We start from the raw sequence: 24,287 nt of genomic DNA, 5'->3' as shown, positions 1-24,287 counted from the left end.
ATTTTTAGTTGGCAGTAATTAGTCATCTAATTAATCATTCTTCTGTTCCTGCTCTAGTCGCTTAACAAAGTCTTTTACTCGTACTATTGCAATTTTTAAATTTTCTAAAGAATATGCATATGATATTCTAAGGAAGCCTTCGCCACAGTCACCAAAAGCTGTTCCTGGAACAACTGCCACTTTCTCTTCCTCCAATAATCTTGTTGCGAACTCTTCAGATGTCATGCCAAATTTCTTTATGCTAGGGAAAACATAAAATGCTCCGTATGGTTCAAAGCAATCTAAGCCCATCTCCCTAAATTCGTATAAAAGATATCTTCTTCTGTGATTATATGCTTCGCACATTTTTTCAACATCTTTGTCGCCGTTTCGTAATGCATCTACTGCTGCGTACTGGCTCGTTGTTGGTGCGCACATTATTGCAAACTGGTGTATCTTAAGCATTTGTTCTAAAATCACCTGTGGGGCAGCTGCATATCCCAATCTCCAACCTGTCATTGCATATGATTTTGAAAAACCGTTAATTACAACTGTTCTTTCTTTCATTCCAGGCATCGATGCAATTGACACATGCTTATCCTTATATGTAAGTTCCGAATAAATTTCATCAGACAAAACAAAAATGTCTTTTTCCACGCAGACTTTTGCGATTTCTTCTAAGTCTTCTTTCTCCATAATTGCACCTGTTGGGTTATTTGGGAAAGGCATTACAAGCATTTTTGTTTTATCAGTAATAGCGTCAAGCAATTCCTGCTTTGTAAGTCTGAACTCGTTTTCTTCTTTTAATTCAATAATTACAGGTACAGCGTGAATAAGCTGTGCACAAGGAACGTATGAAACATAACTTGGCTGTGGTATTAACACTTCATCTCCTGGATCAAGCATGGCTCTCATGGCCAAATCAATAGCTTCACTACCTCCTACTGTAACCATTATTTCGTGATTATAGTCATATTCTACATTTATTTTTCTTTTTAAATAGTTTGATATCTCGATTTTTAATTCTTTTAATCCTGCATTGGATGTATAGAATGTTCTGCCTCTCTCTAAAGAGTAAATACCTTCTTCTCTTATATGCCATGGGGTATCAAAATCAGGTTCTCCAACACCTAGAGAAATTGCATCTTTCATTTCACTAACAATGTCAAAGAATTTTCTAATTCCCGATGGCTTAATATCAGTCATTATTTTTGACAATGGGTCTCTCATTATGGTGTCACCAATATCCTTTCTTCTTTGTCTTCTACAAGAATCGTTCCATAATCCTTGTATTTTTTAAGTATAAAATGTGTTGCTGTGTTTAATATTGAATCAAGAGTTGAAAGTTTGCTTGTTACAAACTGAGCAATTTCCTTCATTGTCTTTTCTTCAATAATTACTGTGAAGTCAAAGCCACCTGACATTAAATATACTGCCTTAACTTCGTCATATCTCATAATTCTGTCAGCGATGTCATCAAAACCTGTTCCTCTTTGTGGTGTAACCTTTACCTCAATTAAAGCTGTAACTCTGTCTTCGTTAGTCTTTTCCCAATCTATCATAGTGTAATATCCGCATATTACTTTTTCTTTCTCCATGTCCGCTATGGCATTGGCGACTTCTGCTTCCTCCATACCTAACAAAATCGCGGCCTCTTTAAGATCGATTCTGCTTTTGTTTTCAATTAATCTTAAAATTTCTTCTCTCTTGCCTTCTTTCATGCCATAATCTCCTTTACTAAAAAATTTGTCGTACCTTGCCATTATACAACAAGTTACATATATTAACATAGACTTTTATTTATATTTTTTTGATTTTTTTTAACATCATATATACAAATCAATAAAATAGCTTTACTTATACTTTTGGAAAACTTCTTCTAGCTGGTTATGTCTTGGTGGCTCCAAAAACCTTCTCTCGTCACCATGTACAACCACTCTATCGTTTCCGTCAGTGATTTTTCCAATAACATTTGCATAAAATCCATTGTCATTTAGCAATGCAGCTAACCCGGTTCCATTTTCTGTAACAAAAAGCACAGCCCCTGTGCCGTCAACCAGATAAGGATTGTAATCAAACAATTCTGCTATCTCAACTGTCTCCTGCCAAACAGGAATCTTTTCAAGTTCTATCCGGATGCCTTTATCTATGGCAGATGCTAATTCCCACGCACTTGAGAAAACGCCTCTATCTCCCACACAATGTGCAAACTTGCAATGTTCTTTTCCACAATATTTAACCTTAATACTTTTCCCATCACATCGTGCCTGTTCGCCTTGTTCTTCCGTATAGGATACATTCTTGCCATCTGATTCCAGCACCGCATCCATGATTGGTTTCACATCTGTAAAATCACTTATTTCCAAGCAATCATCCACAAACTTAGCGTTAAACTTTTCTTTTATTTGGTTCAAATATTTTTTCGTCATTATTGATGTGGCACCAATTGCAATTGTGCCTGCCATAACTACTTCCATGCCCGGTTTTATATCTGAGGTGGACCATGTTTTTTCTGCTATGCCTAATACATTTATATGAACCATAGGTTCTGTAATGTCACTAATGTAAGTTTTGCATTGCATAATTTGTAACGAATGCATTTGGGCACTTTCATTAAAATTGCGTACTATTCGTCCCAGTTGTTTTTCAGGAAACTCTTCCGGTATTGTTATTTCCAACTGAAGGTATTTAGGCGTGCCGCCCGCCACATAAATTTCATTTATTGATTTTTGAACGTAGAACTCTTCCGCGCCTTTAAACCAGCTTAATATAAAATTAGAAGACATTACTGCCGTAACATCTTCTAACTTAATATATGACGCATCTACACCCACTTTTATTCCCTCAGTTTTGTCAGTAACTTTTTTTAAAACTGAACGCTTATAAGCGATTTCAGAAATTTTTTCTGTTTTCATAGATGTACCACCTTATTCAGATTTTTTGTCTTTATCCTTGCTTGGACTTTTCTTTGTACTTGAGCTAGTATTCTTAGTACCTACTAAAGTTGTTGTCGGTGCCATTGCGTATGTACTTGTATGTACTAATTCTTTGCTTACCTGTTTTCCGTTCTCGTATGTAATCTTGTATAATTCAGCAACATAACCTACATGACCCGGTGTAACTTTCTTTGTTCCTGCCGGTAATGTTGGATCCTTCTTTGTTGCCGTCTTAATTGGAATAGTCTTGGTAGTCTTACTTACATATTCAACTGAATGACCTTTCTTTCTTGTGTCATGACCATAAATGTTGAATGTTATAGCACCTTCTGTATAAACACCCTGCACATAAATTGGTGCATCTGTGTTATTTTCAAAAACTAAATCCTTGTAATCACCTGCTAATGCAGCGTCCGCTGATAATGGAACATAAGATACTGCCATTGAGTGTGGATATCTCTCAACCACCTTAATTTCTGCATTAAGTAAAGCATTGTATAAAGTGCTTGATACCTGACAGATTCCTCCACCTAAACTATCAACCACAGAACCTTCTGAATATGTACCTGCCGGCTTCCAGCCATTGTCCTCTGTCCATGGTACTAAATGTTCATTACATGAGAATCTTTCTCCCGGATATACAACGTTGCCGTTTAACTTTTCTGCACCATTTCTGATGTTTGCGTTACGGTTTACAACACCTGCAGTAAACTGCGTTGTATAACTACCCATTGGTGTGTTAGAAACTTTCTTACAATCCTTTGTTGTGTACTTAGGTTTTGTAATCTTTGTAGTTGCTTCTAACTGAATGGCAGACTTCTTATCCCACTGTTTTTCTATGTATGAAACAAGCTGATTTACTGTCGTTTCATAATCCACTTCACAGCCTTCTTTTTCAGCAATAATCTTAAATCCATGACCTGTTGCCTCTAAAGAAGCATTTTTTGCATCAACGTTAAAAGCTTTACATAACTCTTCCAATTTTGCTTTCATTTTCTTCTGGTCAATGCCCATTTTCAGTTCAAATGTCTTACCATTTTTCTTTAAATCAACACTGTCCTTGTATCTTTTTATAACATTACCTTGTTTTCCTACTTCCATTACCTGTTCCACAAGTTCCCTATTCTCCCACTTGTAGCCCAAATCTTTCAAGGTAGTAGTAATTTTGTCCTTGTTAATCCGTAACTGTACTTTTATGTTTGTTTTTTTCTTCACATGGCTCTTTACGGCTTTTTTTACTTCCTTTTCTGTCATGTCACCAACATTAACAGAATCGATTTTAACTCCTTCTTTAACTACTTCATCAGAGTCTTCTGCTGCATTTACCACATAACCTATGCCTAATTGCATCATCACTACACAAAGGATAATGCATATTTTCTTTAATCCTTTCATTTTTCCTCCGAGTGTTTTCCTTTTGTAAATTAGTTTTTATTTTCTTATTTGTATTTTTATTCAAATGTCGGCCTGCGTATTCCAAAAAATGCAAGCCAACATAATTAATCAGATTAATTAAAAACTTGCAACCAATGTTACAACCATAGCTACAACAAGTATTAATGCAATTGCTCCTGCTATTATTTTCTGATTCTTTTTGTTATAAAAAAAGTTCATTTTTTCACCTCTTTGCTTTATTTTTACAGATTTTGTGCCTACTATGGCACCCTACTTTAGGAAAGTATACCATAACTATGTTATTTGTCCTAGTCAAAAATTTTGCCCTTTTCAGAAAGAATTTTGTCTATTTTTCTAGATGCTTCATTCTTTGTTAGCGTATCAATGTCAAAATCCATTTTTATTTGGTGATAATTCATTAAATCACGTAAATATTTTTTCTGTTTATCCGTAATTGACTGCATTTTCTTAACCTTGTAAGAAAACTCGTAAGGCTTAAAAACTTCCGGATTAGTTTCTCCAAACTGCTCTAACAAAATCAAATATAATTGTGACGTAACACTTGCATCATTAAACGCTCTATGATGATTTTCATCTTTTATTCCATAATGCTCACACAAGAAATCCAATGCCCTGCTTTCTAAATCAGGTAGAAGTTTTCTTGCAATTTTTAGGGTATCCATACCTGATTTTTCAAAAGTCAGTTTTTCGTTTATGGCATTTTGTTTAAGGAAGCTATAGTCGAATCTTATATTATGTCCTAAAAGTAAGTCATCTCCTGCAAATTCAATAAACTCAGGTAGAACCTGCTGGATCTTATCCTGTCCCTTAATCATTTCGTTTGTAATACCAGTTAAATCTGTAATTCGTTCAGGAATTGGTATTCCTGGATATATAAGTTTAGAAAAAGTTTCAACTTTCCTGCCGTCTCTTACTTTTACGGCTCCAATTTCTATAATTCTGTCCCACTTTGGTCTTACGCCTGTTGTTTCTATATCAACACAAACGTAATCTTTTATTAAATCCATTAATACTCCTTCTCTCTATTCATTCCCATCAACATACTTTGTTACATTTATAATATTTGCTGCCTTTGATAACGGATCTCTGTTTTTGTAATCAAACAATAAATACTTACCGTCAATCACCTCAATGTGTGTCATGTGCTCAAACTGCTTTGAATTGAATTCTTTATAGAAATCCATCTTTTCAAGCAATGCTTCATTTCTGTAAATACTTCTAATTTGCTTCTTATACTGTTCCTGATTTTTGGCAAAGGTCGGTCTTGATTTTGCATTTTCTCTTAAATAGAAATCAAATGTGAGAAGTTCCCTGAACCTCTCTAACTCTTCATTTTGCAAATTCAATGTTTTCTCGATAAATTCAAGAAGCAAATTGTATCTATTTACTCTTGAATGTTTCACGCCATTCTCACTGTTTTGCTTATAAAACTCTCCCAGCTTTTCAAACATTTCAAAGGGCGTCTCAAAATACTTGTCTAATGCCTCCATTGTATTTACAAACTGCAAACTGTTGTAATAAATTTCTACTACAGCCTCAACTTCTTTTAATTTCAGTACGTCATCAAAAGATACCCACTTAGTTTTAAGTACCTCATAAGGTGGTCTCTTACTATATTCTATTTCATATTTTGTTGCTTCAACTTCCATCATTGAGCCATGCAAAACCTTCAAAAATCCTAACTGTAGCTGGTCCGGTTTCATTCTGTAAACATCATTAAAAGATTTTCCAAAAGATTGGTAATCTTCATAAGGAAGTCCAACAATCAAATCTAAATGCTGATGTATATTTTTTCCTTTTTTTATAACAGACGTTATTTCTTCAATTTCCTTAATATCCGTTTTTCTGTTAATGGTTTCAAGTGTTTTTTCATTAGTCGACTGAACGCCTATTTCTAACTGAATCAACCCTGGTCTCATTGTTTTCATTAATTCAAGTTCTTCTTTTGTCGTTAAATCAGCCGCTATTTCAAAATGGAAATTGGTAATTCCATTGTCGTGGTCTTTTATATACTGCCAGATTTCCATGGCGTGATTTTTGTTACAGTTAAAAGTTCTATCCACAAATTTTACCTGTGCAGTGTTGTTATCAAGGAAAAACTGCAACTCTTTTTTGACTATATCTATATCCCTGAAGCGAATTCTTTTATCTATGGATGAAAGACAATAACTGCATGAAAAAGGGCAACCTCTACTTGTTTCATAATAGATTATTTTATTTTCAAAATCCTTCATGTCCTTGTACACAAAAGGAACCTTCGACAAATCCATAGGGCATGTATTTGGAATTTCAATAATTTCGTTGCCCTGACGATAAACCAACCCTTTTATATTTTTGTCCGTCAACTCGTCATCGTAGTTATCCAAAAATTCCTTAAAAGGCTCCTCCCCTTCCTGACACATAACGTAATCTATTGCCGGATTTTCCATAAGCACATTTCTTGGATTATAAGAAACCTCCGGTCCGCCCACTATTACAATGGTTTTGGGAGCTACCACTTTCAAGTCATTAATAACTTCCTTGGTAAGTGCAATGTTCCATATATAACAGGAAAAGCCCACCACATCTGCCTTCTCCGAATATATGTCAGACAATATTTCCTCCGGATATTGATTTATTGTGTATTCTTTTATTTTAATTTGGTGCTTGTTTAGACCGTATTTTTCGGCATAAGCTTTTAGACTGTACACAGCCAAATTAGAATGTATATATTTTGCATTTATTGCTACTAATAAAACTTTCATTTTACGCTCCTTGTTTTTGCTAATACAACAATAGTTTAATATGAAATAATTGTCAAAATTTCCATGAACTTTTTATAAGAAAAATATTTCCATAAAAAGTAAAGCCAGCCCAAGAATGTTGCTTGTCACATTCTACACACCGAATGCGTTCCCATTTGCAGCTATTTTCTTCTTTCACGAAGATGCCTCCCTAGTGGAACGTTTTTGTATAATAAGAAATCACTTCATAAATCCTTATTATACAAAAAATCGACCACAATAATTGTTTCTTACAATTACCATGATCGATTTCATTGCATCAAAAAAGCGGGTGATGGGAATCGAACCCACATATCCAGCTTGGAAGGCTGGTGTTCTACCACTGAACTACACCCGCGAATACTGCCTGGTTCCGGAATCGAACCAGAGACACGAGGATTTTCAGTCCTCTGCTCTACCAACTGAGCTAACCAGGCTTGCGATACCTCATATCTTGACGCACGTACGATTCTACACTACTTCATTCTAAAAGTCAAGCAAATCTTCTATAAAATTTTCCGTCCCCTTGCTGTGCCTTTTGCTCTGGAACCGTATAAAATAATTTCTTTTGCACCAAACTTTTTGCAAAGCTTCACCACTTCTTCTATTACTTATTCTGCTTTCATTAAAACCACCTATTTACAGTAACTCTCTTAGTTTGTCTAGAAACACCTATTTACAGTAACTCACTTAGTTTACTTAAAAACGCCTCTTCACCAAAAGTATTTATTTTAAGGAATACACCTTTGCTTCCTCCAGCAGAAATTGCTGAAACATAGACCTTATCGTCACCTGTTGTAAGCAATGTCACATTCAAACTAACTCTGTTTCCGCCTGTGTAGCTGTAGCGTTCAAATACTCGAACACTGCAACGTGTATCTCCTACTCTAATATTGCTGGAATCTTCCAAGGATGCTGAAACACTGCCTCCCATTATTCCTCTTTCAATCTTTTTTAATATTGTATCAAAATTTCCATGTACTACTTTTTCTAATTTTGCCATTTTTCTCCCCTTTTCTTCTGTCTCTTTTATAATATATGATTTTACCTCCTACGCTCAAATCATGACTACACATACATTTCCGTACTTAGCGCTCTCATAATCAATATACTATATTCTATTTTTTCCTACAATATAAAAGACCTTCTGTTTTTTGTAGCTTTTATATGTTTTCCAGTATTTTTTTATGATAAACAATATAATTTATCCAGGTAAAAATCATTAAAACCATATCTACAGTAGTTAATACCCAAACCACTTTTGTGTTCATGGCCGGGAATAACAAAAGTACAATTAATATTACATATGTAACAAATGTACATACCTTTCCATACCACTTTGCTCCTTCGATTTTGTGTCCTTTTCCAATTAGGATGGCTCCCATTATTGCCATATAGCCTTCTTTTAAAATATATAATGCTACCATATAAATAATCATTTTATACTTAAATGCCATCGTTAAAATAATGGCTCCTATTGTAATTTTGTCGGCTATTGGATCTAGCATTTTTCCAAAATCAGTAACCATGTTGAATTTTCGTGCAACTTTTCCGTCAAAAAAATCTGTCAAGCCTGAGACGATAATTGTTGCAATTACGGGCCAATACGGACCCCCTTGCAATGAATTATAGAAAAAACTCATGTATACAAAAACTAGAATTATTCTAAAATACCCCATTATGTTTGGGATTGAAAAATATTCTTTTACAAATTCATTTTTCATAGCTAATCAACTCCATTTAATTATTGTTTCCATCTTTAAAATTTCATAAAGCATTCCTGCTCCTATTTTCACTGCCATTAGTATACTCCAAAATTTATATTTTTAAAACAGAAAAGCCCTTGAAGTTTTCCTCCAAGAGCTTTTAAGACATGTGTCATATTCGTAGTTTCTTACTCAACCATTTTGGCTAATAATAACTTATCTTTCGTTTATTTATATGAATTTTTATTATTCACTTTTCTTTGACTTAATAATTTCAACTAAAGCTAATACTGCATTGATTAAACACCATACAGCCCAGATAATTAAATCTTTATAGCTACCCGCCATAGAGAATCCTGCTGCAGCACCAATTCCAAATAAAACAATAATTGCAATGTTTGCGCCTTTGCTTTCTTTGTTTCTTGTTGCGATTGATACTATTCCACCTGCAAGCAACATAATGGCTACAAGAACTCCGGCACTTCCGCCTACCTCACCATTTTCCTGTAAAGTATTACTTATTCCTGCTGCACATGACTGAAATGTAACAACAACAAATAAAATAATTGATAAAATTCCTGATACTAATTTCCATGTTTTCATAATTTCTTTTCTCCTTTAAATTAATTTATTTTTATATTTGCAGCCTATTTATAGCCTTTTTCAGCACCGTATTCTGCTTCTTCCTTTGTGAAGCCATCAAATTTTAACTGTTCTATTAAGCTGTCTTTAGAAAATGACATTGTCTCCATGTATTGTTCAGCATGTTTAACAGCCTGTTCTTTCCAATCTGCTCCACAATTTTCAACACCATACTCACGTTCTTCTTTTGTGAAACCTTCTGCCTTTAACTGACCTGATAATCCTTTTTTAGAAAATGACATTGTATCTAAATATTCTTTTGCCTTCTTTAATGCCTGCTTCTTCCAATCCGCTCCACAATTTTCAACAGCATACTTAATTTCTTTTTTACTATACTTCTCGTATTTTAACTGTTTCTCTAAACCACTCTTCGAAAAAGCTGTAACGCTTAAATAACTTTCAGCGCTTCCTAACGCATTTATTTCTCCTACGCTGGCAGATGATTTTGTTTCCTTTTTTTCTTCTTTATTTGTACTTTTCTTATCGTTGCTTTTTTCCTGACTTTCAGTTTTCTGAGTTTCTTCATTTTTGTCCCCTGAACTACCTGCAGAACCTGATCCCACTGCAGCAACTATTACAACAACAATTACCCAAAACCACCATTTTTTATAGATTGGTTTCTTTGTTACTTCTACATTTTCTTTTCCCATAAAATTACCTCCTAAAACAATGTAAAAAACTCACGTCACAATTATATTTGTATCAATATAATTCTACATTTTGTGCCATGAGTTTTGTTATGCTAATAGCATAATTGTTGTATTAATTTGTAGGCGGGAGAACTGTGGTTGCAATCCCCCAAAAAACAATCATTATAAGAAGCCCCACACCTATTTGATACAGTATTCGTGATAGTCTTGAATTAAACTGTCTAGGCGGCAATCGTCTTGCAATATCTCCTATATTTGCAAAGTACATATATGGTATTATGCAACCAAGCATATAAAAAATCCCGCCTATGACTCTTTGTAACTGTGTATTGTATTTATATTCAATGAATACTGAATATGGTGCATACAAAATCATTCCATACATCATAATTGCAATTATCATAAAAATAAAATTACCTCTTCTAAATCCAGGAATTGTTTTTATGAAATATTTTAGTGTAATTTTCGGTAATTCATCACTTTCACCATTGTTATTCTCAGTGCCAAACTCCATATCATTATAGCTACCGCTTCCGAAACCATTATCTTTTATTTTTTCTAATTCATTCTTTAGCTGTTCGACATTTTCATAACGGTTTGCAGGATCCATTTTCATACATTTGGCAATTATTTTATCCAATTCACTAAAAGAAGATAACTCTTTTAGAACCCCACCAATGGAATATATGTCACTTCGATTAGTTGTTTGGGCGAACCCGTACTGTTCCGGTGCAGCATATCCCACAGTGCCTAGCAAAGTTGTGTCGTGGGTTGCGTTTTCATTTTCTTTTCTTGAAATATCAAAATCAATAATTTTCAAGCTACCTTCGTTTGTAATTATTATGTTTTTAGGTTGAATATCTCTGTGTACAAGGTTTAATTTATGCATAGGTGCTAAGCCTTCACATAAAGCTATCCCTACATCAACAACCTGTTCTAAAGTTGCCTTTTTTTCCCGAAAATAATCATCCAGTCTTTTTCCATTTACATACTCTTCAATCTCTATGGTTTTATCCTCATCCCGAAAGCACTCTAGCACTTTTATAAGATTTTTATTTTTTATACTTTTTAAGAGACTGTAAACAGAAAAGCTTTCCTTTCCCATTTCCTTTTTTACCACAATTTCTCCGGTGTCTTTGTTTCTCATTAAAGATGTTCTGCATTTTTTTGTATCCGATAATACCGATAACTCTTCGTATTTTAAAAGATAATACTCCATTGTAAAATTCATAATTTTTTCCTATCTATATCCTGAAGTTTCTTTTGTTCTTCTTAAATTTATAATTAAACTACATTTAATTATAGCATATCTTATCTATTACTCATTCATTACTTTTTTACTATTACTTTTTCCATTACTTTGTCACATGACAATTTTCAATCAGGAATTTTAATTATCCTATTTTACTATTTTATTTTTCTACTTTAGTGTTTGCTTACCTTTCCGTTTATATTGTATAATATTATGGTGACAAACTGCTTACTACACTTTGGTGGCAAAGCCCATTTCAAGCCTTTGAATATATATTTATTTCTGCTAATTTGGTAGAAATTATGCTGTCAGCATAACAAAATATTTGTCACAAAATGTATAATTTTAATTGAGTATCAAAATAATATTAAAGGACGTTGAATATACATATGAAGACTACTGATGAATTAATTAAAGTCTTAGAAAACAGTGATAATCTTGAGACATATTTAGAAAATAATAAAGATAACTTTTCTAACATTTCTTTTACAGAATATTTGAATGCTTTAATGAAAAAATATAATCTTTCAAAATCTCAGATAATTAACAACTCAAATATTCAGAAGAATTATGCTTATCAGATATTTGATGGTTCTAAAAAACCTTCAAGAGATAAAGTTTTGTGCCTTTGTTTTGCTATTGGTTTACATATGAAAGAAGCTAATACACTTTTAACTCTGGCCGGACACAGTATTCTTTATCCTAGAATTAAACGTGATAGTATAATCAGCTTTGGGTTAGAAAAGAAAGCATCTTTAATAGACATTAATATTACACTTCACGAAATGGATGAAGCAATTCTTGAATAACTGAATACTAGAATATAGAAATAATATAACTATATTTCTATAAGATATTTTAAAAAGCTAAATATAAAAAGTAAAACCTTAAAGATTAACCTAAACTAATCTTTAAGGTTTTTGTTTTTTTAATGTTATTTATTTGGATTTTATCTTTGTCCAAAGACTTGCACAATATTCCTTTATATCCCGTTTCTGATATCTGAATTCTTCATTCTTTGGATTAGATGTATCCGGTGCACAGCCGGGATTTCCAGCGTACTCCTCGTCCCGATAATACTCGTATACAGATTGCACTGCACTATCATATCCAATATATGCAGTATTCTGCTTTGCCACATCTTTCTCTAGAAAATAATTCATAAACTTGTATGCTAAGTCTGTGTTTTTGCAACTTTTCGTCATAACCATGGCATCTGTCCACACATTGCTACCCTGTTTTGGTACAAAAAAGCTCATATTTTCATTTTCGGAAATTATATAAGCCCCATCTCCTGAATAAACAACTGCCATCGCCTTGTTACCGGAAATCATGTTATCAATAACGTCATCACCTACATAAACAGGTTTCATTGTGTCTCTCTGTTTTTCCAGCCAACTATAAGCCTTTTGCAACTGCTCTTTGTTTGTAGTGTTCATTGAATATCCTAAACTCTTTAAGGCAACCATGAAAGAATCTCTCTCTGAATCATACATATAAATCTGACCGCTGTACTTTTCGTTTTTGAGAATATCCCAACCTGCCTCTAAGTCTTTTTTATCCACTTTTGTTTTGTCATAAACAATACCTACTGTTCCCCAGTAATAAGGGACTGAATATTCCTGCTTTTTGTCAAACTCTCTGTTTAAAAGAGCCGGTACAATATTTTTCTTATTTGTTATTTTGCTCCAGTGGATTTTTTGCAGTTCACCTTCTTTGATTAAACGTTCAATCATGTAATCTGAAGGAACCACAATATCGTATTCTGAACCACTTTGAAGTTTAGTATAAAGTGATTCATTAGAATCATAAGTTTCATAAACTACCTTGCAGTCATACTTCTCCTCAAAGTTATCAATTAACTTAGTATCAACGTATTCACCACTGTTAAAAACCCTAAGAACAGGTCGGTTGTTAATATGATAAAATTTTGTAATACATAAAACTGTCACCAGACATGCTACAACCACACCACCTGTAATTGCAACTTTCTTAAACACACCTGAAGATGCATTTTCCATTGTGACTTTTTCTGCTCGTTTTCTTTTTACAATCTTAGGCACAAACTCAACCAAAACAAGAATGATTACAACCACAAGAATAAGCAGTGTTGAAAGTGCATTAATTGTTGGGTTAGTTCGTTTTGTCATGTTGTAAACTACAATTGATATATTAGAAACGCCATTTCCTGTTACAAAATAGGAAACAACGAAATCGTCAATTGACATTGTAAAAGCTAAAAGCATACCGGCAAATATCCCCGGCTTAATCATTGGAAGAATTACTTTTGTTAACGCCTGAAAAGGTGTTGCACCTAAATCCATTGCCGCGTTTGCAAGATTGTGGTCCATTGTTTTTACTTTCGGATACACACTTATAATTACATAAGGTGTACAAAAAGCTATATGTGCCAAAAGCATTGTCACATAGCCTCTCTCCATTCTTGCAGATGTGAACAAAATCATTAATCCGATTGCCGTTACAATATCAGGATTCATAATCGGCATATTGTTTACATTTAAAAGCCATTCTTTTACAACTTTTCTGCTTCTTGACAGACCGATTGCCGTAATTGTTCCAAGAACTGTCGACACCAAAGTTGCAATTATTGCAATACTGATAGAAACATAAACTGCCGAAATAATGTTGCTGTCAGTTACTAATTTCTCATACCATTTTAAAGAAAATCCCGTAAATTTAGTTAAGGACTTTGATGAATTAAATGAAAATATCATTGTCACCAAAATCGGTAAATAGAAAAACAGGAACATTAGCGCTATATAAAGTTTTGGTCCTATGGAAAGTTTTTTCTTCATTACATGCCTCCCTTGTTATCAGGATCAATCTTGTTCATTATGCGCATCATAAATAAAATGACTATTGCCAAAATTACTGAAATTGCACTTCCGAAATTCCAATCTCCCACTGAAATAAACTGATTTTCAATTAAATTACCAATAAGTACAAACTGATGTCCACCAAGTAAAACAGGAATAACGAAGGCTGATATTGATAATAAGAATACCATTGTTACACCATTAATTACACCCGGCAACGACAGTTTCAAAGTTACTTTTGTAAATACTTTAAATCTGCTGGCGCCTAAATCGCTGGCTGCCTCAATTAATGAATAGTCCATTTTTGCAAGGGATGTGTGAATTGGTATTACCATAAACGGCACCAAATCACACACAAGTCCCATAACTACTGAAAAGTTTGTGTACATCATATTAACAGGATTAAGTCCTATCATTTTCAAAAATGAATTTACAATTCCGTTATCTGACAACAGACTAATCCATGCATAAGTTCTTAAAAGTGTGTTAATCCACATTGGAATTGTAACCAGCAAAATCAAAATACTCTGTGAATTTTCATCAAATTTTGCAATAAAATATGCCATTGGGTATGCCAATGCAAGACATATTACTGTTGTTATTACACCCATTTCAAGGGATTTTACAAATACACTTACATACACAGGATCTAAGATTTTTCTAAAATTATCTAATGTCAAATGAATTGTAAGTAATGAATTGTCTCCTGATGTAATGGAATAAAGCACTATTAAAACTAAGGGTAGTGCAATAAGCAAAAACGACCATATAATATATGGCTTTACCATTCCTTTGTAATGACTCATATGCGCCTCCTTAGTTATCCATCTTGTGCATTACCTGTATATCAAATGGATCAATTGTAAGTCCGATAACACTACCCATTTCGATATTTTTTGTTGTATGCACTTTATATTTTCTGATATTTGTCTCCACAAGATATTCATAGTGAACACCCATAAATATTTTTGACACAATTTTGCCTGAAACTTTTCCGTCCTGTGGTTCTACCACCTGCATGTCTTCAGGTCTAAGCACAACTTCAATATTTTCGTTTTCTTTAAAGCCCTTGTCCACGCACTCCCACTGTACATCGTCAAAAACTACAAGGCAGTCTTTTGGCATTACACCTTCAATTATATTTGACTCCCCAATGAAATTTGCCACAAATCTGTTTTGTGGTTCGTTGTAAATATCCATTGGTGTACCAATCTGCTGTATGATTCCGTCATTCATTACAACAATTGTATCTGACATTGACAAAGCCTCTTCCTGGTCATGAGTTACAAAGATAAATGTAATTCCTACTTCCTTTTGAATCTTCTTAAGCTCCGCCTGCATGCCTTTTCTAAGTTTTGCATCCAATGCCGCTAGTGGTTCATCCAAAAGAAGAACTTTTGGTTCATTTACCAAAGCCCTTGCTATGGCAACTCGCTGCTGCTGACCACCTGACAGACTTGTAATATCTCTGTTTCCAAAGCCGGCAAGACCAACTAACGCAAGCATTTTTGTTACCTTCTCATCAATTTCCTTCTTATCTTTTTTCTTTAAATTAAGACCAAAAGCAACATTATCATGAACATTCAAAAACGGAAATAATGCATACTTCTGAAAAACTGTATTTACCTCACGTTTGTAGGCGGGAACTTTTGCAATATCCTCACCGTTAAACATTACCTGACCATGACTTGGTTCTTCGAATCCTGCAATGATTCTAAGTATTGTTGTTTTTCCACAACCACTTGGTCCTAACAGTGTTAAAAATTCATTTTCATAAATATTTAAGTCGATTCCTTTTAACACCTGATTATCGCCAAAATTCTTTGATAAATTCTTTAATTCTATAATCTTTTTTCCCATTTACACACACGCTCCAAAAATAATCAACGCTACTATATAAAACATTTGTATTAAAGTCAATATATTTCTGAAAAGAAGAAATAAAAAGAACAATGCTTTATAATTTAAAAACATTGTTCTTTCTAATCACTTTCTATATTTAATATTAAACTTCTTTTTTATCTAACTTTAAGCTTCTTTTCTTTGCTATATCCTGTAACAGATATCCCAAGAAAATCAAGACACTTAAAATTGTAACAATTAATCCCAGTATGAAGAACGGTGCCATGTATTCCACACGTATGTTATGGTTTCCTTTTGAAAGTTTAACACCAAGATACGCTATACTTGAACTGAAAGTATCTGTTTTCTTTCCGTCAACGTATACTGTGTAGCCTTTACTGTAAGGAACCGACAGCTGTAGAATTTCATCCTTGTCAGCCTTAATTGTTCCTGTAATAAGATTTGTGTCCATCTTAACATTTTCAAGAGTATTTTCTTTTAGCTTGTTAATTCGGTTTGCATACTCCGAAATAGGTATTGTAACTGCATAGGCATCCTTGAAGTAGTATTTTCTCTTTTTATAAAACTTCAATCTAAACTGATTCTGCTCTTCTTTGGAGTAACCTAAATTAAGTACGTTTCCTCTTTTTACAAAATAGTTATCAGTCTTTGTTCCAATAACACGTAATCTACCATATCCATGTCGGCTGTTAAATTTTGCAGCATGTCTGTCTACACTTGTATCTTTAGCATAAACATTGTCAAAAACTATATAACTTTGGCTGTTCTTTTCGCCATCAAATGAGCATTTGTAAATGCCACCTTTGTGTGCTTTCATTTTGAATTGGTTAATCTTCTTTTTCTTTTTAATTTTAACCTTGTCAATTTTCTCAACTTTCAAAGGTAGTTTCTTCACTGTAACTGACTTTGATTTATTTTCAATTCCATCTACTTTATTATCTACAACTGCACTTCCAAGTAATGCATATTCTTTCTCAACTAATGAAAGCTTATCGTACTGCTCTCTGGTCATATAATTGGAATATGTTACTCCAAGAGAGAGGGCATATTTATTTTCATAAATATTGTAGGTAACGCCGTCTGAAACTTTTGTATCTATTTTTTCAAAACCATAAGGCTTTAAAAAGCCGTATGTTACATAATATTTAATTCCTGCTAAAGCCATCAAACCTGAACGTGTTTCAAGCCCCTTCATTACATAGGTCTTGTAATAGTTGGAAATACCTGTTGATACATACAAATCTGACATACCACTAGGTATAACACTCCAATAAAATCCCGGCTGGTTAAAACCAAAATATGTGGAGCTGTTTTTCATATCAATATCTCTCTCGATTCGGTAAAATGAATCATCCTTTATTTCAGATGCTACTTTTGCCCCATTAATTCCCATATAATTATCAAGATTGCCGCGGTCCACATAAGTTGCACAGGTAAATAATTCCTTTGAACTAAATAGACCGTAACTGTTGCATGCTATGTTTATAGCTGCTACCAAAGTTATTCCATATAAAAGTATATATGAATATTTCTTATTTCTTATTAAGAAATAAACCACTAAGATAATTGTCGCAATGATTGCCAGTATTGCTGCTTCATAGCACACAAAAGGCTTTCTTTGTGTTTTTCCAATTAGAAAAGCAATCACACCTGCTACCAGCATTAAAATGCTTGAAACTATAGCCGGTATTTTCTTTATTTCTTTTAGTCTGTCAATTGATATGGCAAGCATTATTGACAAAACAAGTGCCATACCATAACTAAATCTCATTGTTGGATATGAGAAGCCATTCATTACTTTTCCAACGTATGGCGAGCATAGCATTAGTAGTATTATTAAAAAACCTAATATAATTTTTCTGTCTGATTTTTTCCAATTGGCAATTATAATGATAATCCCCAAAATACCAAGTATACCAATGCCCGGTAAACACCAGTCATTTAAAGCACTTGATGACACAAACATACTTTTAAACATTATCTTAAAATATTTGCTACTGCCGATTAATGGTGGTGTTACTAATTTTGCACTGTTTCTCTGATTGTTAAGGAATGCATAAACTGATGGAAATAATATAACTGCTGCCATTGCAATTCCCCAGATGTAAGCCAAAATTATTTTGCCGATTTTTACAAAAAACTTCTTTATTCCTTCTGACTTGTACATTCCAATTTGTCTAACGAAGAAATAAATTGCCGCCATTATTGTACTCATGTACATAAAATAATAATTGCTTGCAAATGCAAAAGCAACTACCATTGCAAGTGTACCTATCTTTTTGTTTTTTATTATTTTTTCCACACCTGCAATTAAAAGTGGCAAATACATTAAGCCGCAGAAAAACATTGGATGTCTGATTCCGCCTATTAGTGCGAAACCTGAAAACGCATACAAAAGTGATGCCGGCAAAACAGAATAAATATTTGTTCTACCTATTGTTTTGCATAAATACGCAACTGCCAAACCACTTAAATACATTCTTACAAGTGCCAGAATCTGATATGTTAATTCTAGCGAATCCTTTGGGAAAAACACTGTTAATAATGTAACAGGGTCTCCAAGTCCATAATAATTAAGGGTTCCAATTACATCAAATCCCTGTCCTATGGTGTAATCTACCATAGCAAATTTCCCGGTTGTAAAAAATGTTATAAGAGCCTGTCTTATGTATTTCAATACAACCACATGCTGAAATGCTCCATCAACATTCCAAATAAAAGTCTTGCCACTTTGGGCAAAAACATAACTTAGCCAAGAGGCTAACCCTACAAACAACAAAGTATAGGCAAGTAAAAATATCCCCGCCTTTCTTGCTTTACTATAATTTTTCATTTTTTCTTTTCTCCTTTTAGTCATCAACATTTTATCACAATTTTCTCTTTCTGTCATCTTTAACCTGCTTTTTACTTAAATTATCGTGAACTACTTTTTCTTTAAATTATTTGCTCTTTCTTTTGTTATAATTTTGTAGTTCCCAAGTTGTTCTAATAAGAATAACGTAAAAATTGCGAAAAATATTGCATTTAAATAAGAATTAATTAAAACTTAAGGAAATCTTAAGATATGAACGGTAGGGCGAAAAAATCGCTGTATCAATTATTTGATACAACGATTTTTATTATTTATTATTTAATTATTTATGTTTTTTTAATTTCTGTCTGATACCAATATATTCTTTAATAATGTCTAGCCTCTGTTCTGTGCGTCTACTAAATTCTTGCTATGGTAAATTTCTCTAAGCTTTGGCTTTTCGATTTTTCCTGTGGCATTTCTTGGTACTTCCGCAAAAATCACCTTTCTAGGTCTCTTATATCTTGGAAGTTCCTTACAGAATTCATTAATTTCTTCTTCTGTGCATTCTGTATCAGGATTTAATTCAATGATTGCTGCGGAGATTTCACCTAAACGTTCATCCGCTAAGCCGATTACGGCAACGTCCTTTATTTTTGGATGCTTGCTTAAGAAGTTTTCAATCTGTACAGGATAAATATTTTCACCGCCACTAATGATAACGTCTTTCTTTCTGTCAACTAAGTAAATAAAGCCGTCTTCGTCCATTTCAGCCATATCACCTGTGTAAAGCCAGCCATCCTTTAAGCAGGCTGCTGTTGCTTCCTCATCATTATAGTAACATGTCATAACTCCGGGACCTTTTACAATAAGTTCTCCAACTTCACCCTGAGCCACTTCATTGCCATCTGTATCAACTATCTTTGCTTCCCAGCCATAGCCGGGGATACCAATAGCACCTACTTTATGTATGTTTTCCACGCCTAGATGTACGCAACCAGGTCCAATTGATTCGCTTAAACCATAGTTTGTGTCGTACTGATGATGTGGAAAATATTCTTTCCAACGTTTAATCAGACTCTGTGGAACAGGCTGTGCTCCAATATGCATCAATCTCCACTGGTCTAAATTATAATCTTCTTTTTTAATTTCTCCTCTGTCTAATGCAAGAAGAATGTCCTGAGCCCAAGGAACTAATAACCATACAATTGTACATTTTTCATTAGAAACTGTTTCCATTATTGTTTTTGGTGTTACACCTTTTAGAAGGACTGCCTTGCCACCTGTTAATAAGCTACCGAACCAATGCATTTTTGCACCTGTATGGTAAAGAGGTGGTATGCACAAAAATACATCATCTTTTGTTTGTCCATGATGATTCTGTTCAACCTTTGCTGCATGCATAAGGCTTTCGTGATTATGTAAAATAGCCTTTGGAAATCCTGTTGTACCTGATGAAAAATAAATAGCTGCATCGTCCTTGTCTGTGATTTTCACGTCCGGTGAAAGTGATGAACAGTTAGATACCAATTCATTGTAATCCTCGGCAAATGATGGACAGTCACCGCCTACATAGAAAAGAATTCTCTTTTCATCTATTTCATCAACTATTTCCTCTAATCTTCCAATAAATTCAGGTCCAAAGAAAAGCACGTCTGTTTCTGATAATTCTAAACAGTATTTAATTTCATGTTCGTCAAATCTAAAGTTCATTGGAACTGCCAAAGCTCCCATTTTCAAAATACCAAAGTAAATAGGTAACCATTCTAAACAGTTCATCATAAGAATGGCAACTTTGTCTCCTTTTCTGACACCACGACTAATTAACAAATTAGCAACTCTGTTTGCCTTTTCGTTAAATACATGCCATGTAATTTCTCTTCTATATTGCTGACGCAAATCCGGCTGAATCAATTCATATTCACGCCATGTAACTCTCTTTTTCTCCTGAATTTCAGGATTAATTTCTACTAAAGCCACATCATCTGCAAATTCTTTTGCATTTCTCTCCAATAATTCTGTAATTGGCATTTACTTGTCCTTCTCTCTCTTTATTTTGATGTATAACATTATCTATAAATGTTATTTTTAGTTTCTACACTAAAACATTGTCTATGAATATTGTTTCATTTCTGCAATATAACACTGCCTGACAATGTTACGTTTTTAATTTCTTCTATGTTAGAACTTCTTAATTATGATTTATAGTCTAAATGCCTTATAATCTCTAACCTAGAAAAAATTAAATAAGTTATTTGCGTTTTCGCCTAAAATAATTTTATTTTCTTTTTCTGATAATCCTACTTTTTCAAAATCTTCCAAAGCCTGCTTTTGGTCGTACCATGGAGTGTCTGTTCCAAAAATAACTTTGTCTGCCCCATGTTTTCTGACTATTCTCGCAAATTGTTCCTGTGATATTTTTACAGGGAATTTTTTATTTAATACAACTGCTGTGTCAAAATACATTGGAAGACCGGCTAATTTTTCTTCTACTTCATCCCACATTCTCCAACCGCCTAAATGTGCCAAAATAAGCTTCTCCGGCTGAATGTGTTTCCACAAATTAAGAACCATGTCAGGGGTACAATGCACTCTGCTTGGTAAACCTACGTCCTCACCTGCATGTACAATAATTCCCAAGTCTTTGTTTGCTGCGTAATCAATTAATCTTAAATACTTTTCGTCATCAAAAAAAGTATTCTGATAGTCAGGATGAATTTTTATGGCTTTTAAATCCATTGCCACAATGTCATCAATTATCTCTTTGTAATTCTCGCAATTAGGATGAATTGCCCCGAAATAAAAGATTTTGTTTTCTGACATTTTTTCATTGTATTCCACTGATAGTCTGTTAATTTTTTCAGGCTGCCTTGTGTTGGTAGCTACGGGACAAACCACTGACAGGTCTATGCCTGCATTGTGGGTGCTTTCTATTAATCCCTGCAATGTTGGTATTCTCTCGTGTTTTACCACCATCTTCTGACCTTTTAAGATTTCTTTTTCCATGTTGGCTATAGTCTTATCTGCTATAGCCTCAGGAAATGTATGTGCATGAATATCAATTATCATTAACCTATTTCGTAACCTCTCTCAAATGCTTTTACGTTGATGTCAATTGTTTTTGGTGGAACTTTTTTCTTTATTACTTCAATCCACTGTTCCTTCTCAAAATCCATTTTGCTTGCTGCAACACCAAGAATAATTACGTTAAATACTCTTGAATTACCTAATTCTAAAGCTTCTTTCTGAGCATCAACTGATATAACTTTATATTTCTCAGAAAGATGTTCAATTATACCTTCAGGGTATTTTGCTACACCTGTTACAACAGGCATAGGATCTATTTTCTGATCATTTACAATAATTACTCCGTCTTTCTTTAAGAAATGTGCGTAACGTAATGCCTCTAATTTTTCAAAAGCAATAAGCACATCTGCCTGACCTTCTTCAACAATTGGCTCTGTTACTTTTTCGCCATATCTTACATAAGTAACAACGCTACCGCCACGCTGTGCCATACCGTGTACTTCTGAAAGTTTTACATCATATCCGTTTTCTACAGTGATACCACCTAAAATTCTACTTGTAAGGAGAGTACCCTGACCACCAACGCCTACTATCATAATATTCTTTGTTTCTGCCATGATTATTCTCCTCTTCTTTCTAATTCAATTGCTCCGAATTTACAGTTACTCATACAAAGTCCACAACCGTTACACATTGTCTTATCAATTGCAACTGTTCCGTCTGCATTCTTTGTCATTGCAGGACAACCTGGAACTAAACACTGACCGCATTTTACGCATTTTTCAGGAATTGTGTAACACTTGCCCTTTGGAACAAATGATTTTAACAATGCACATGGTGACTGTGAAATAATTACAGAAACTTCGTCTCTTGCAACTTCTTCTTTTACAACCTTTGCTAATCTTTCAACATCAAATGCATCAACAACTTCTACGTGCTGTACACCTAATGCCTTACATAAATCTACTAAATCTACTGCATAAGCCGGTTCTCCTGCTAAAGTCTTTCCTGTAGCCGGATGATCCTGATGACCTGTCATACCCGTTGTTGAGTTGTCGAGAATAATAACTGTTCCTGTTGATTTGTTGTATACCATGTTCATAAGTGAGTTTACACCTGTATGTAAAAATGTACTGTCACCTATTACTGCAACCCAATTCTTAATGTATTCTTTACCTTTTGCCTTCTCCATACCATGAAGAGTTGAAATACTTGAACCCATACATAATGTAGTATCAACTACTCCAAGTGGATTAACTGCACCTAATGTGTAGCATCCAATATCGCCTGCTGCATGAATTCTTAATTTCTTTAATACTGAATATGTACTTCTATGTGGACAACCAGGACAAAGAATTGGTGGTCTTGCAGGTGCTTCTTCTGCTTCTGCTATTTCCACTTTTTCCCCAAGGAGTTTTTCTCTTAACATGTTTGCACTGTATTCTCCCTGAATTGTAAATAAATTCTTACCATCACATTCAATTCCCATTGCCTTAACTTGTTCTTCAATTACAGGTTCAAGTTCTTCTACAACTACAACTCTGTCAACCTTGCTTGCAAATTCCTTAATTAAATCTTTTGCTAAAGGATGAACCATACCAAGTTTAAGCACTGATGCATTTGGTAATGCTTCTTTTACATACTGGTAAGGAATACCACTTGTAATAATACCGATACTTGTGTCGTTGTATTCAACCTTGTTAATATCTAATGTGCATGCATCTTTTTCTAGTCTCTTCATACGTTCTTCTACACGTACATGTGCCTTAATTGCGTTTCCTGGCATCATTACATTTTTTGCAACATTTCTTTCGTAAGGTTTGTCTTCTACTTCTACTCTATCTTCTAAATTAACAATTCCCTGTGAATGAGCAAGTCTTGTTGTTGTTCTTAAAATAATTGGTGTATCGTATTCTTCTGATATTTCATACGCTCTCTTTGTAAACACTCTTGCTTCTTCACTGTCTGATGGTTCAATAACGGGAATCATTGCCGCACGACCTACCATTCTTGTATCCTGTTCGTTCTGTGAACTGTAAATTCCCGGATCATCTGCAACAACTACTACCATACCACCATTTACTCCAATGTATGAACCTGAATAAAGTGGATCTGCTGCTACATTTAAACCAACCATCTTCATCATTGTCATAGAACGGATTCCTGCCATAGATGCACCGATAGCCACTTCGGCAGCAACCTTTTCATTTGGAGCCCATTCTGCATAAATACCATCATATTTCACTACGTTTTCACTTACTTCTGTACTTGGAGTCCCTGGGTATGCTGATGTCACCTTAACTCCTGCTTCGTAAGCACCTCTGGCAATAGCTTCATTGCCTAACATAATTGTCTTTTTACTCACTTTTATATCCTACCTCTCTTTTAAAATAGACACTTTTTTCACTGCTTTAAAGTCATAAAGT

At 34.0% G+C, this 24,287-nt stretch carries 20 protein-coding genes and 2 tRNA genes; 1 reads left to right on the top strand and 21 read right to left on the bottom strand.

Features of this window, described 5'->3' with window-relative positions:
- Positions 1–30 precede the first annotated feature (30 nt).
- From DWZ69_RS01380 to DWZ69_RS01320, 13 genes are all read right to left on the bottom strand, one after another.
- Positions 31–1,209, bottom strand: coding sequence for an aminotransferase class I/II-fold pyridoxal phosphate-dependent enzyme (locus DWZ69_RS01380; RefSeq protein ID WP_022166287.1), 1,179 nt, complete (start codon positions 1,207–1,209; stop codon positions 31–33).
- Positions 1,209–1,700, bottom strand: coding sequence for an Lrp/AsnC family transcriptional regulator (locus DWZ69_RS01375; protein WP_022166288.1), 492 nt, complete (start codon positions 1,698–1,700; stop codon positions 1,209–1,211). The genes DWZ69_RS01380 and DWZ69_RS01375 overlap by 1 nt, the downstream gene beginning before the upstream one ends.
- Before the next feature lie 132 nt (positions 1,701–1,832).
- A complete protein-coding gene (locus tag DWZ69_RS01370) occupies positions 1,833–2,894 on the bottom strand; it encodes an AIR synthase-related protein (protein WP_117999401.1) in 1,062 nt (353 codons plus the stop codon).
- A 12-nt stretch (positions 2,895–2,906) separates the two neighbouring features.
- Positions 2,907–4,310, bottom strand: coding sequence for a VanW family protein (locus DWZ69_RS01365; RefSeq protein ID WP_117999400.1), 1,404 nt, complete (start codon positions 4,308–4,310; stop codon positions 2,907–2,909).
- A gap of 308 nt (positions 4,311–4,618) precedes the next feature.
- Positions 4,619–5,338: a 3'-5' exonuclease gene (locus tag DWZ69_RS01360; protein ID WP_022166292.1), complete on the bottom strand. Its 720-nt coding sequence runs from the start codon at positions 5,336–5,338 to the stop codon at positions 4,619–4,621.
- A gap of 15 nt (positions 5,339–5,353) precedes the next feature.
- A complete protein-coding gene (locus DWZ69_RS01355; protein ID WP_118435757.1) occupies positions 5,354–7,075 on the bottom strand; it encodes a B12-binding domain-containing radical SAM protein in 1,722 nt (573 codons plus the stop codon).
- Positions 7,076–7,380: 305 nt separating this feature from the next.
- A tRNA-Gly gene (locus DWZ69_RS01350) sits at positions 7,381–7,451 on the bottom strand.
- Between the two features lie 6 nt (positions 7,452–7,457).
- Positions 7,458–7,530, bottom strand: a tRNA-Phe gene (locus tag DWZ69_RS01345).
- A 239-nt stretch (positions 7,531–7,769) separates the two neighbouring features.
- Complete coding sequence (locus DWZ69_RS01340; protein WP_118435755.1) at positions 7,770–8,096, bottom strand: DUF6054 family protein; 327 nt, start codon at positions 8,094–8,096, stop codon at positions 7,770–7,772.
- Between the two features lie 160 nt (positions 8,097–8,256).
- Positions 8,257–8,817: a CDP-alcohol phosphatidyltransferase family protein gene (locus tag DWZ69_RS01335; RefSeq protein ID WP_118435753.1), complete on the bottom strand. Its 561-nt coding sequence runs from the start codon at positions 8,815–8,817 to the stop codon at positions 8,257–8,259.
- A gap of 228 nt (positions 8,818–9,045) precedes the next feature.
- Positions 9,046–9,402: a hypothetical protein gene (locus tag DWZ69_RS01330; RefSeq protein ID WP_118435752.1), complete on the bottom strand. Its 357-nt coding sequence runs from the start codon at positions 9,400–9,402 to the stop codon at positions 9,046–9,048.
- Between the two features lie 44 nt (positions 9,403–9,446).
- The gene (locus DWZ69_RS01325; RefSeq protein WP_118435750.1) at positions 9,447–10,091 is read right to left on the bottom strand and encodes an Ltp family lipoprotein; all 645 of its coding nucleotides are present in this window, start codon (positions 10,089–10,091) and stop codon (positions 9,447–9,449) included.
- A gap of 112 nt (positions 10,092–10,203) precedes the next feature.
- A complete protein-coding gene (locus tag DWZ69_RS01320; RefSeq protein WP_118435748.1) occupies positions 10,204–11,322 on the bottom strand; it encodes a serine/threonine-protein kinase in 1,119 nt (372 codons plus the stop codon).
- A 410-nt stretch (positions 11,323–11,732) separates the two neighbouring features.
- Here DWZ69_RS01320 and DWZ69_RS01315 point away from each other — a divergent pair, with 410 nt between their 5' ends.
- Positions 11,733–12,152: an XRE family transcriptional regulator gene (locus DWZ69_RS01315; RefSeq protein ID WP_117999392.1), complete on the top strand. Its 420-nt coding sequence runs from the start codon at positions 11,733–11,735 to the stop codon at positions 12,150–12,152.
- 129 nt (positions 12,153–12,281) lie between these two features.
- Here DWZ69_RS01315 and DWZ69_RS01310 read toward each other — a convergent pair whose 3' ends face one another.
- The 8 genes from DWZ69_RS01310 to iorA all read right to left on the bottom strand — a co-directional run bounded on the left by DWZ69_RS01310 (position 12,282) and on the right by iorA (position 24,208).
- Positions 12,282–14,159, bottom strand: a complete 1,878-nt coding sequence (locus tag DWZ69_RS01310; RefSeq protein WP_118435746.1) for an extracellular solute-binding protein — start codon at positions 14,157–14,159, stop codon at positions 12,282–12,284.
- Entirely contained in the window at positions 14,159–14,986 is an 828-nt protein-coding gene (locus DWZ69_RS01305) for an ABC transporter permease (RefSeq protein WP_117999390.1), read from the bottom strand. The genes DWZ69_RS01310 and DWZ69_RS01305 overlap by 1 nt, the downstream gene beginning before the upstream one ends.
- A 10-nt stretch (positions 14,987–14,996) precedes the next feature.
- The gene (gene potA / locus DWZ69_RS01300) at positions 14,997–16,040 is read right to left on the bottom strand and encodes a spermidine/putrescine ABC transporter ATP-binding protein (protein ID WP_022166302.1); all 1,044 of its coding nucleotides are present in this window, start codon (positions 16,038–16,040) and stop codon (positions 14,997–14,999) included.
- A 145-nt stretch (positions 16,041–16,185) separates the two neighbouring features.
- Positions 16,186–18,876, bottom strand: a complete 2,691-nt coding sequence (locus tag DWZ69_RS01295) for a YfhO family protein (protein ID WP_158573337.1) — start codon at positions 18,874–18,876, stop codon at positions 16,186–16,188.
- A gap of 354 nt (positions 18,877–19,230) precedes the next feature.
- The gene (locus tag DWZ69_RS01290; RefSeq protein ID WP_022166304.1) at positions 19,231–20,865 is read right to left on the bottom strand and encodes a class I adenylate-forming enzyme family protein; all 1,635 of its coding nucleotides are present in this window, start codon (positions 20,863–20,865) and stop codon (positions 19,231–19,233) included.
- Between the two features lie 201 nt (positions 20,866–21,066).
- Positions 21,067–21,903 (bottom strand): amidohydrolase family protein, encoded by an 837-nt coding sequence (locus tag DWZ69_RS01285; protein ID WP_118435743.1) that lies wholly within the window; start codon positions 21,901–21,903, stop codon positions 21,067–21,069.
- A complete protein-coding gene (locus DWZ69_RS01280) occupies positions 21,903–22,478 on the bottom strand; it encodes an indolepyruvate oxidoreductase subunit beta (protein WP_117999387.1) in 576 nt (191 codons plus the stop codon). The genes DWZ69_RS01285 and DWZ69_RS01280 overlap by 1 nt, the downstream gene beginning before the upstream one ends.
- A 2-nt stretch (positions 22,479–22,480) precedes the next feature.
- Positions 22,481–24,208 (bottom strand): indolepyruvate ferredoxin oxidoreductase subunit alpha, encoded by a 1,728-nt coding sequence (gene iorA / locus DWZ69_RS01275; protein WP_347497427.1) that lies wholly within the window; start codon positions 24,206–24,208, stop codon positions 22,481–22,483.
- Positions 24,209–24,287 lie beyond the last annotated feature (79 nt).

Source organism: Eubacterium sp. AF34-35BH, assembly GCF_003477765.1.
Taxonomy (GTDB): Bacteria; Bacillota; Clostridia; order Lachnospirales; family Lachnospiraceae; genus Eubacterium_G.
The sequence above is the reverse complement of the archived record's forward strand: the minus strand, read 5'-3'. Positions and strand labels throughout refer to the sequence as shown.

Coding starts and splice junctions, on each gene's coding strand:
- DWZ69_RS01380 (WP_022166287.1), bottom strand. CDS start 1,209: ATGAGAGACCCATTGTCAAAAATAATGACTGATATTAAGCCATCGGGA.
- DWZ69_RS01375 (WP_022166288.1), bottom strand. CDS start 1,700: ATGAAAGAAGGCAAGAGAGAAGAAATTTTAAGATTAATTGAAAACAAA.
- DWZ69_RS01370 (WP_117999401.1), bottom strand. CDS start 2,894: ATGAAAACAGAAAAAATTTCTGAAATCGCTTATAAGCGTTCAGTTTTA.
- DWZ69_RS01365 (WP_117999400.1), bottom strand. CDS start 4,310: ATGAAAGGATTAAAGAAAATATGCATTATCCTTTGTGTAGTGATGATG.
- DWZ69_RS01360 (WP_022166292.1), bottom strand. CDS start 5,338: ATGGATTTAATAAAAGATTACGTTTGTGTTGATATAGAAACAACAGGC.
- DWZ69_RS01355 (WP_118435757.1), bottom strand. CDS start 7,075: ATGAAAGTTTTATTAGTAGCAATAAATGCAAAATATATACATTCTAAT.
- DWZ69_RS01340 (WP_118435755.1), bottom strand. CDS start 8,096: ATGGCAAAATTAGAAAAAGTAGTACATGGAAATTTTGATACAATATTA.
- DWZ69_RS01335 (WP_118435753.1), bottom strand. CDS start 8,817: ATGAAAAATGAATTTGTAAAAGAATATTTTTCAATCCCAAACATAATG.
- DWZ69_RS01330 (WP_118435752.1), bottom strand. CDS start 9,402: ATGAAAACATGGAAATTAGTATCAGGAATTTTATCAATTATTTTATTT.
- DWZ69_RS01325 (WP_118435750.1), bottom strand. CDS start 10,091: ATGGGAAAAGAAAATGTAGAAGTAACAAAGAAACCAATCTATAAAAAA.
- DWZ69_RS01320 (WP_118435748.1), bottom strand. CDS start 11,322: ATGAATTTTACAATGGAGTATTATCTTTTAAAATACGAAGAGTTATCG.
- DWZ69_RS01315 (WP_117999392.1), top strand. CDS start 11,733: ATGAAGACTACTGATGAATTAATTAAAGTCTTAGAAAACAGTGATAAT.
- DWZ69_RS01310 (WP_118435746.1), bottom strand. CDS start 14,159: ATGAAGAAAAAACTTTCCATAGGACCAAAACTTTATATAGCGCTAATG.
- DWZ69_RS01305 (WP_117999390.1), bottom strand. CDS start 14,986: ATGAGTCATTACAAAGGAATGGTAAAGCCATATATTATATGGTCGTTT.
- potA (WP_022166302.1), bottom strand. CDS start 16,040: ATGGGAAAAAAGATTATAGAATTAAAGAATTTATCAAAGAATTTTGGC.
- DWZ69_RS01295 (WP_158573337.1), bottom strand. CDS start 18,876: ATGAAAAATTATAGTAAAGCAAGAAAGGCGGGGATATTTTTACTTGCC.
- DWZ69_RS01290 (WP_022166304.1), bottom strand. CDS start 20,865: ATGCCAATTACAGAATTATTGGAGAGAAATGCAAAAGAATTTGCAGAT.
- DWZ69_RS01285 (WP_118435743.1), bottom strand. CDS start 21,903: ATGATAATTGATATTCATGCACATACATTTCCTGAGGCTATAGCAGAT.
- DWZ69_RS01280 (WP_117999387.1), bottom strand. CDS start 22,478: ATGGCAGAAACAAAGAATATTATGATAGTAGGCGTTGGTGGTCAGGGT.
- iorA (WP_347497427.1), bottom strand. CDS start 24,208: ATGTTAGGCAATGAAGCTATTGCCAGAGGTGCTTACGAAGCAGGAGTT.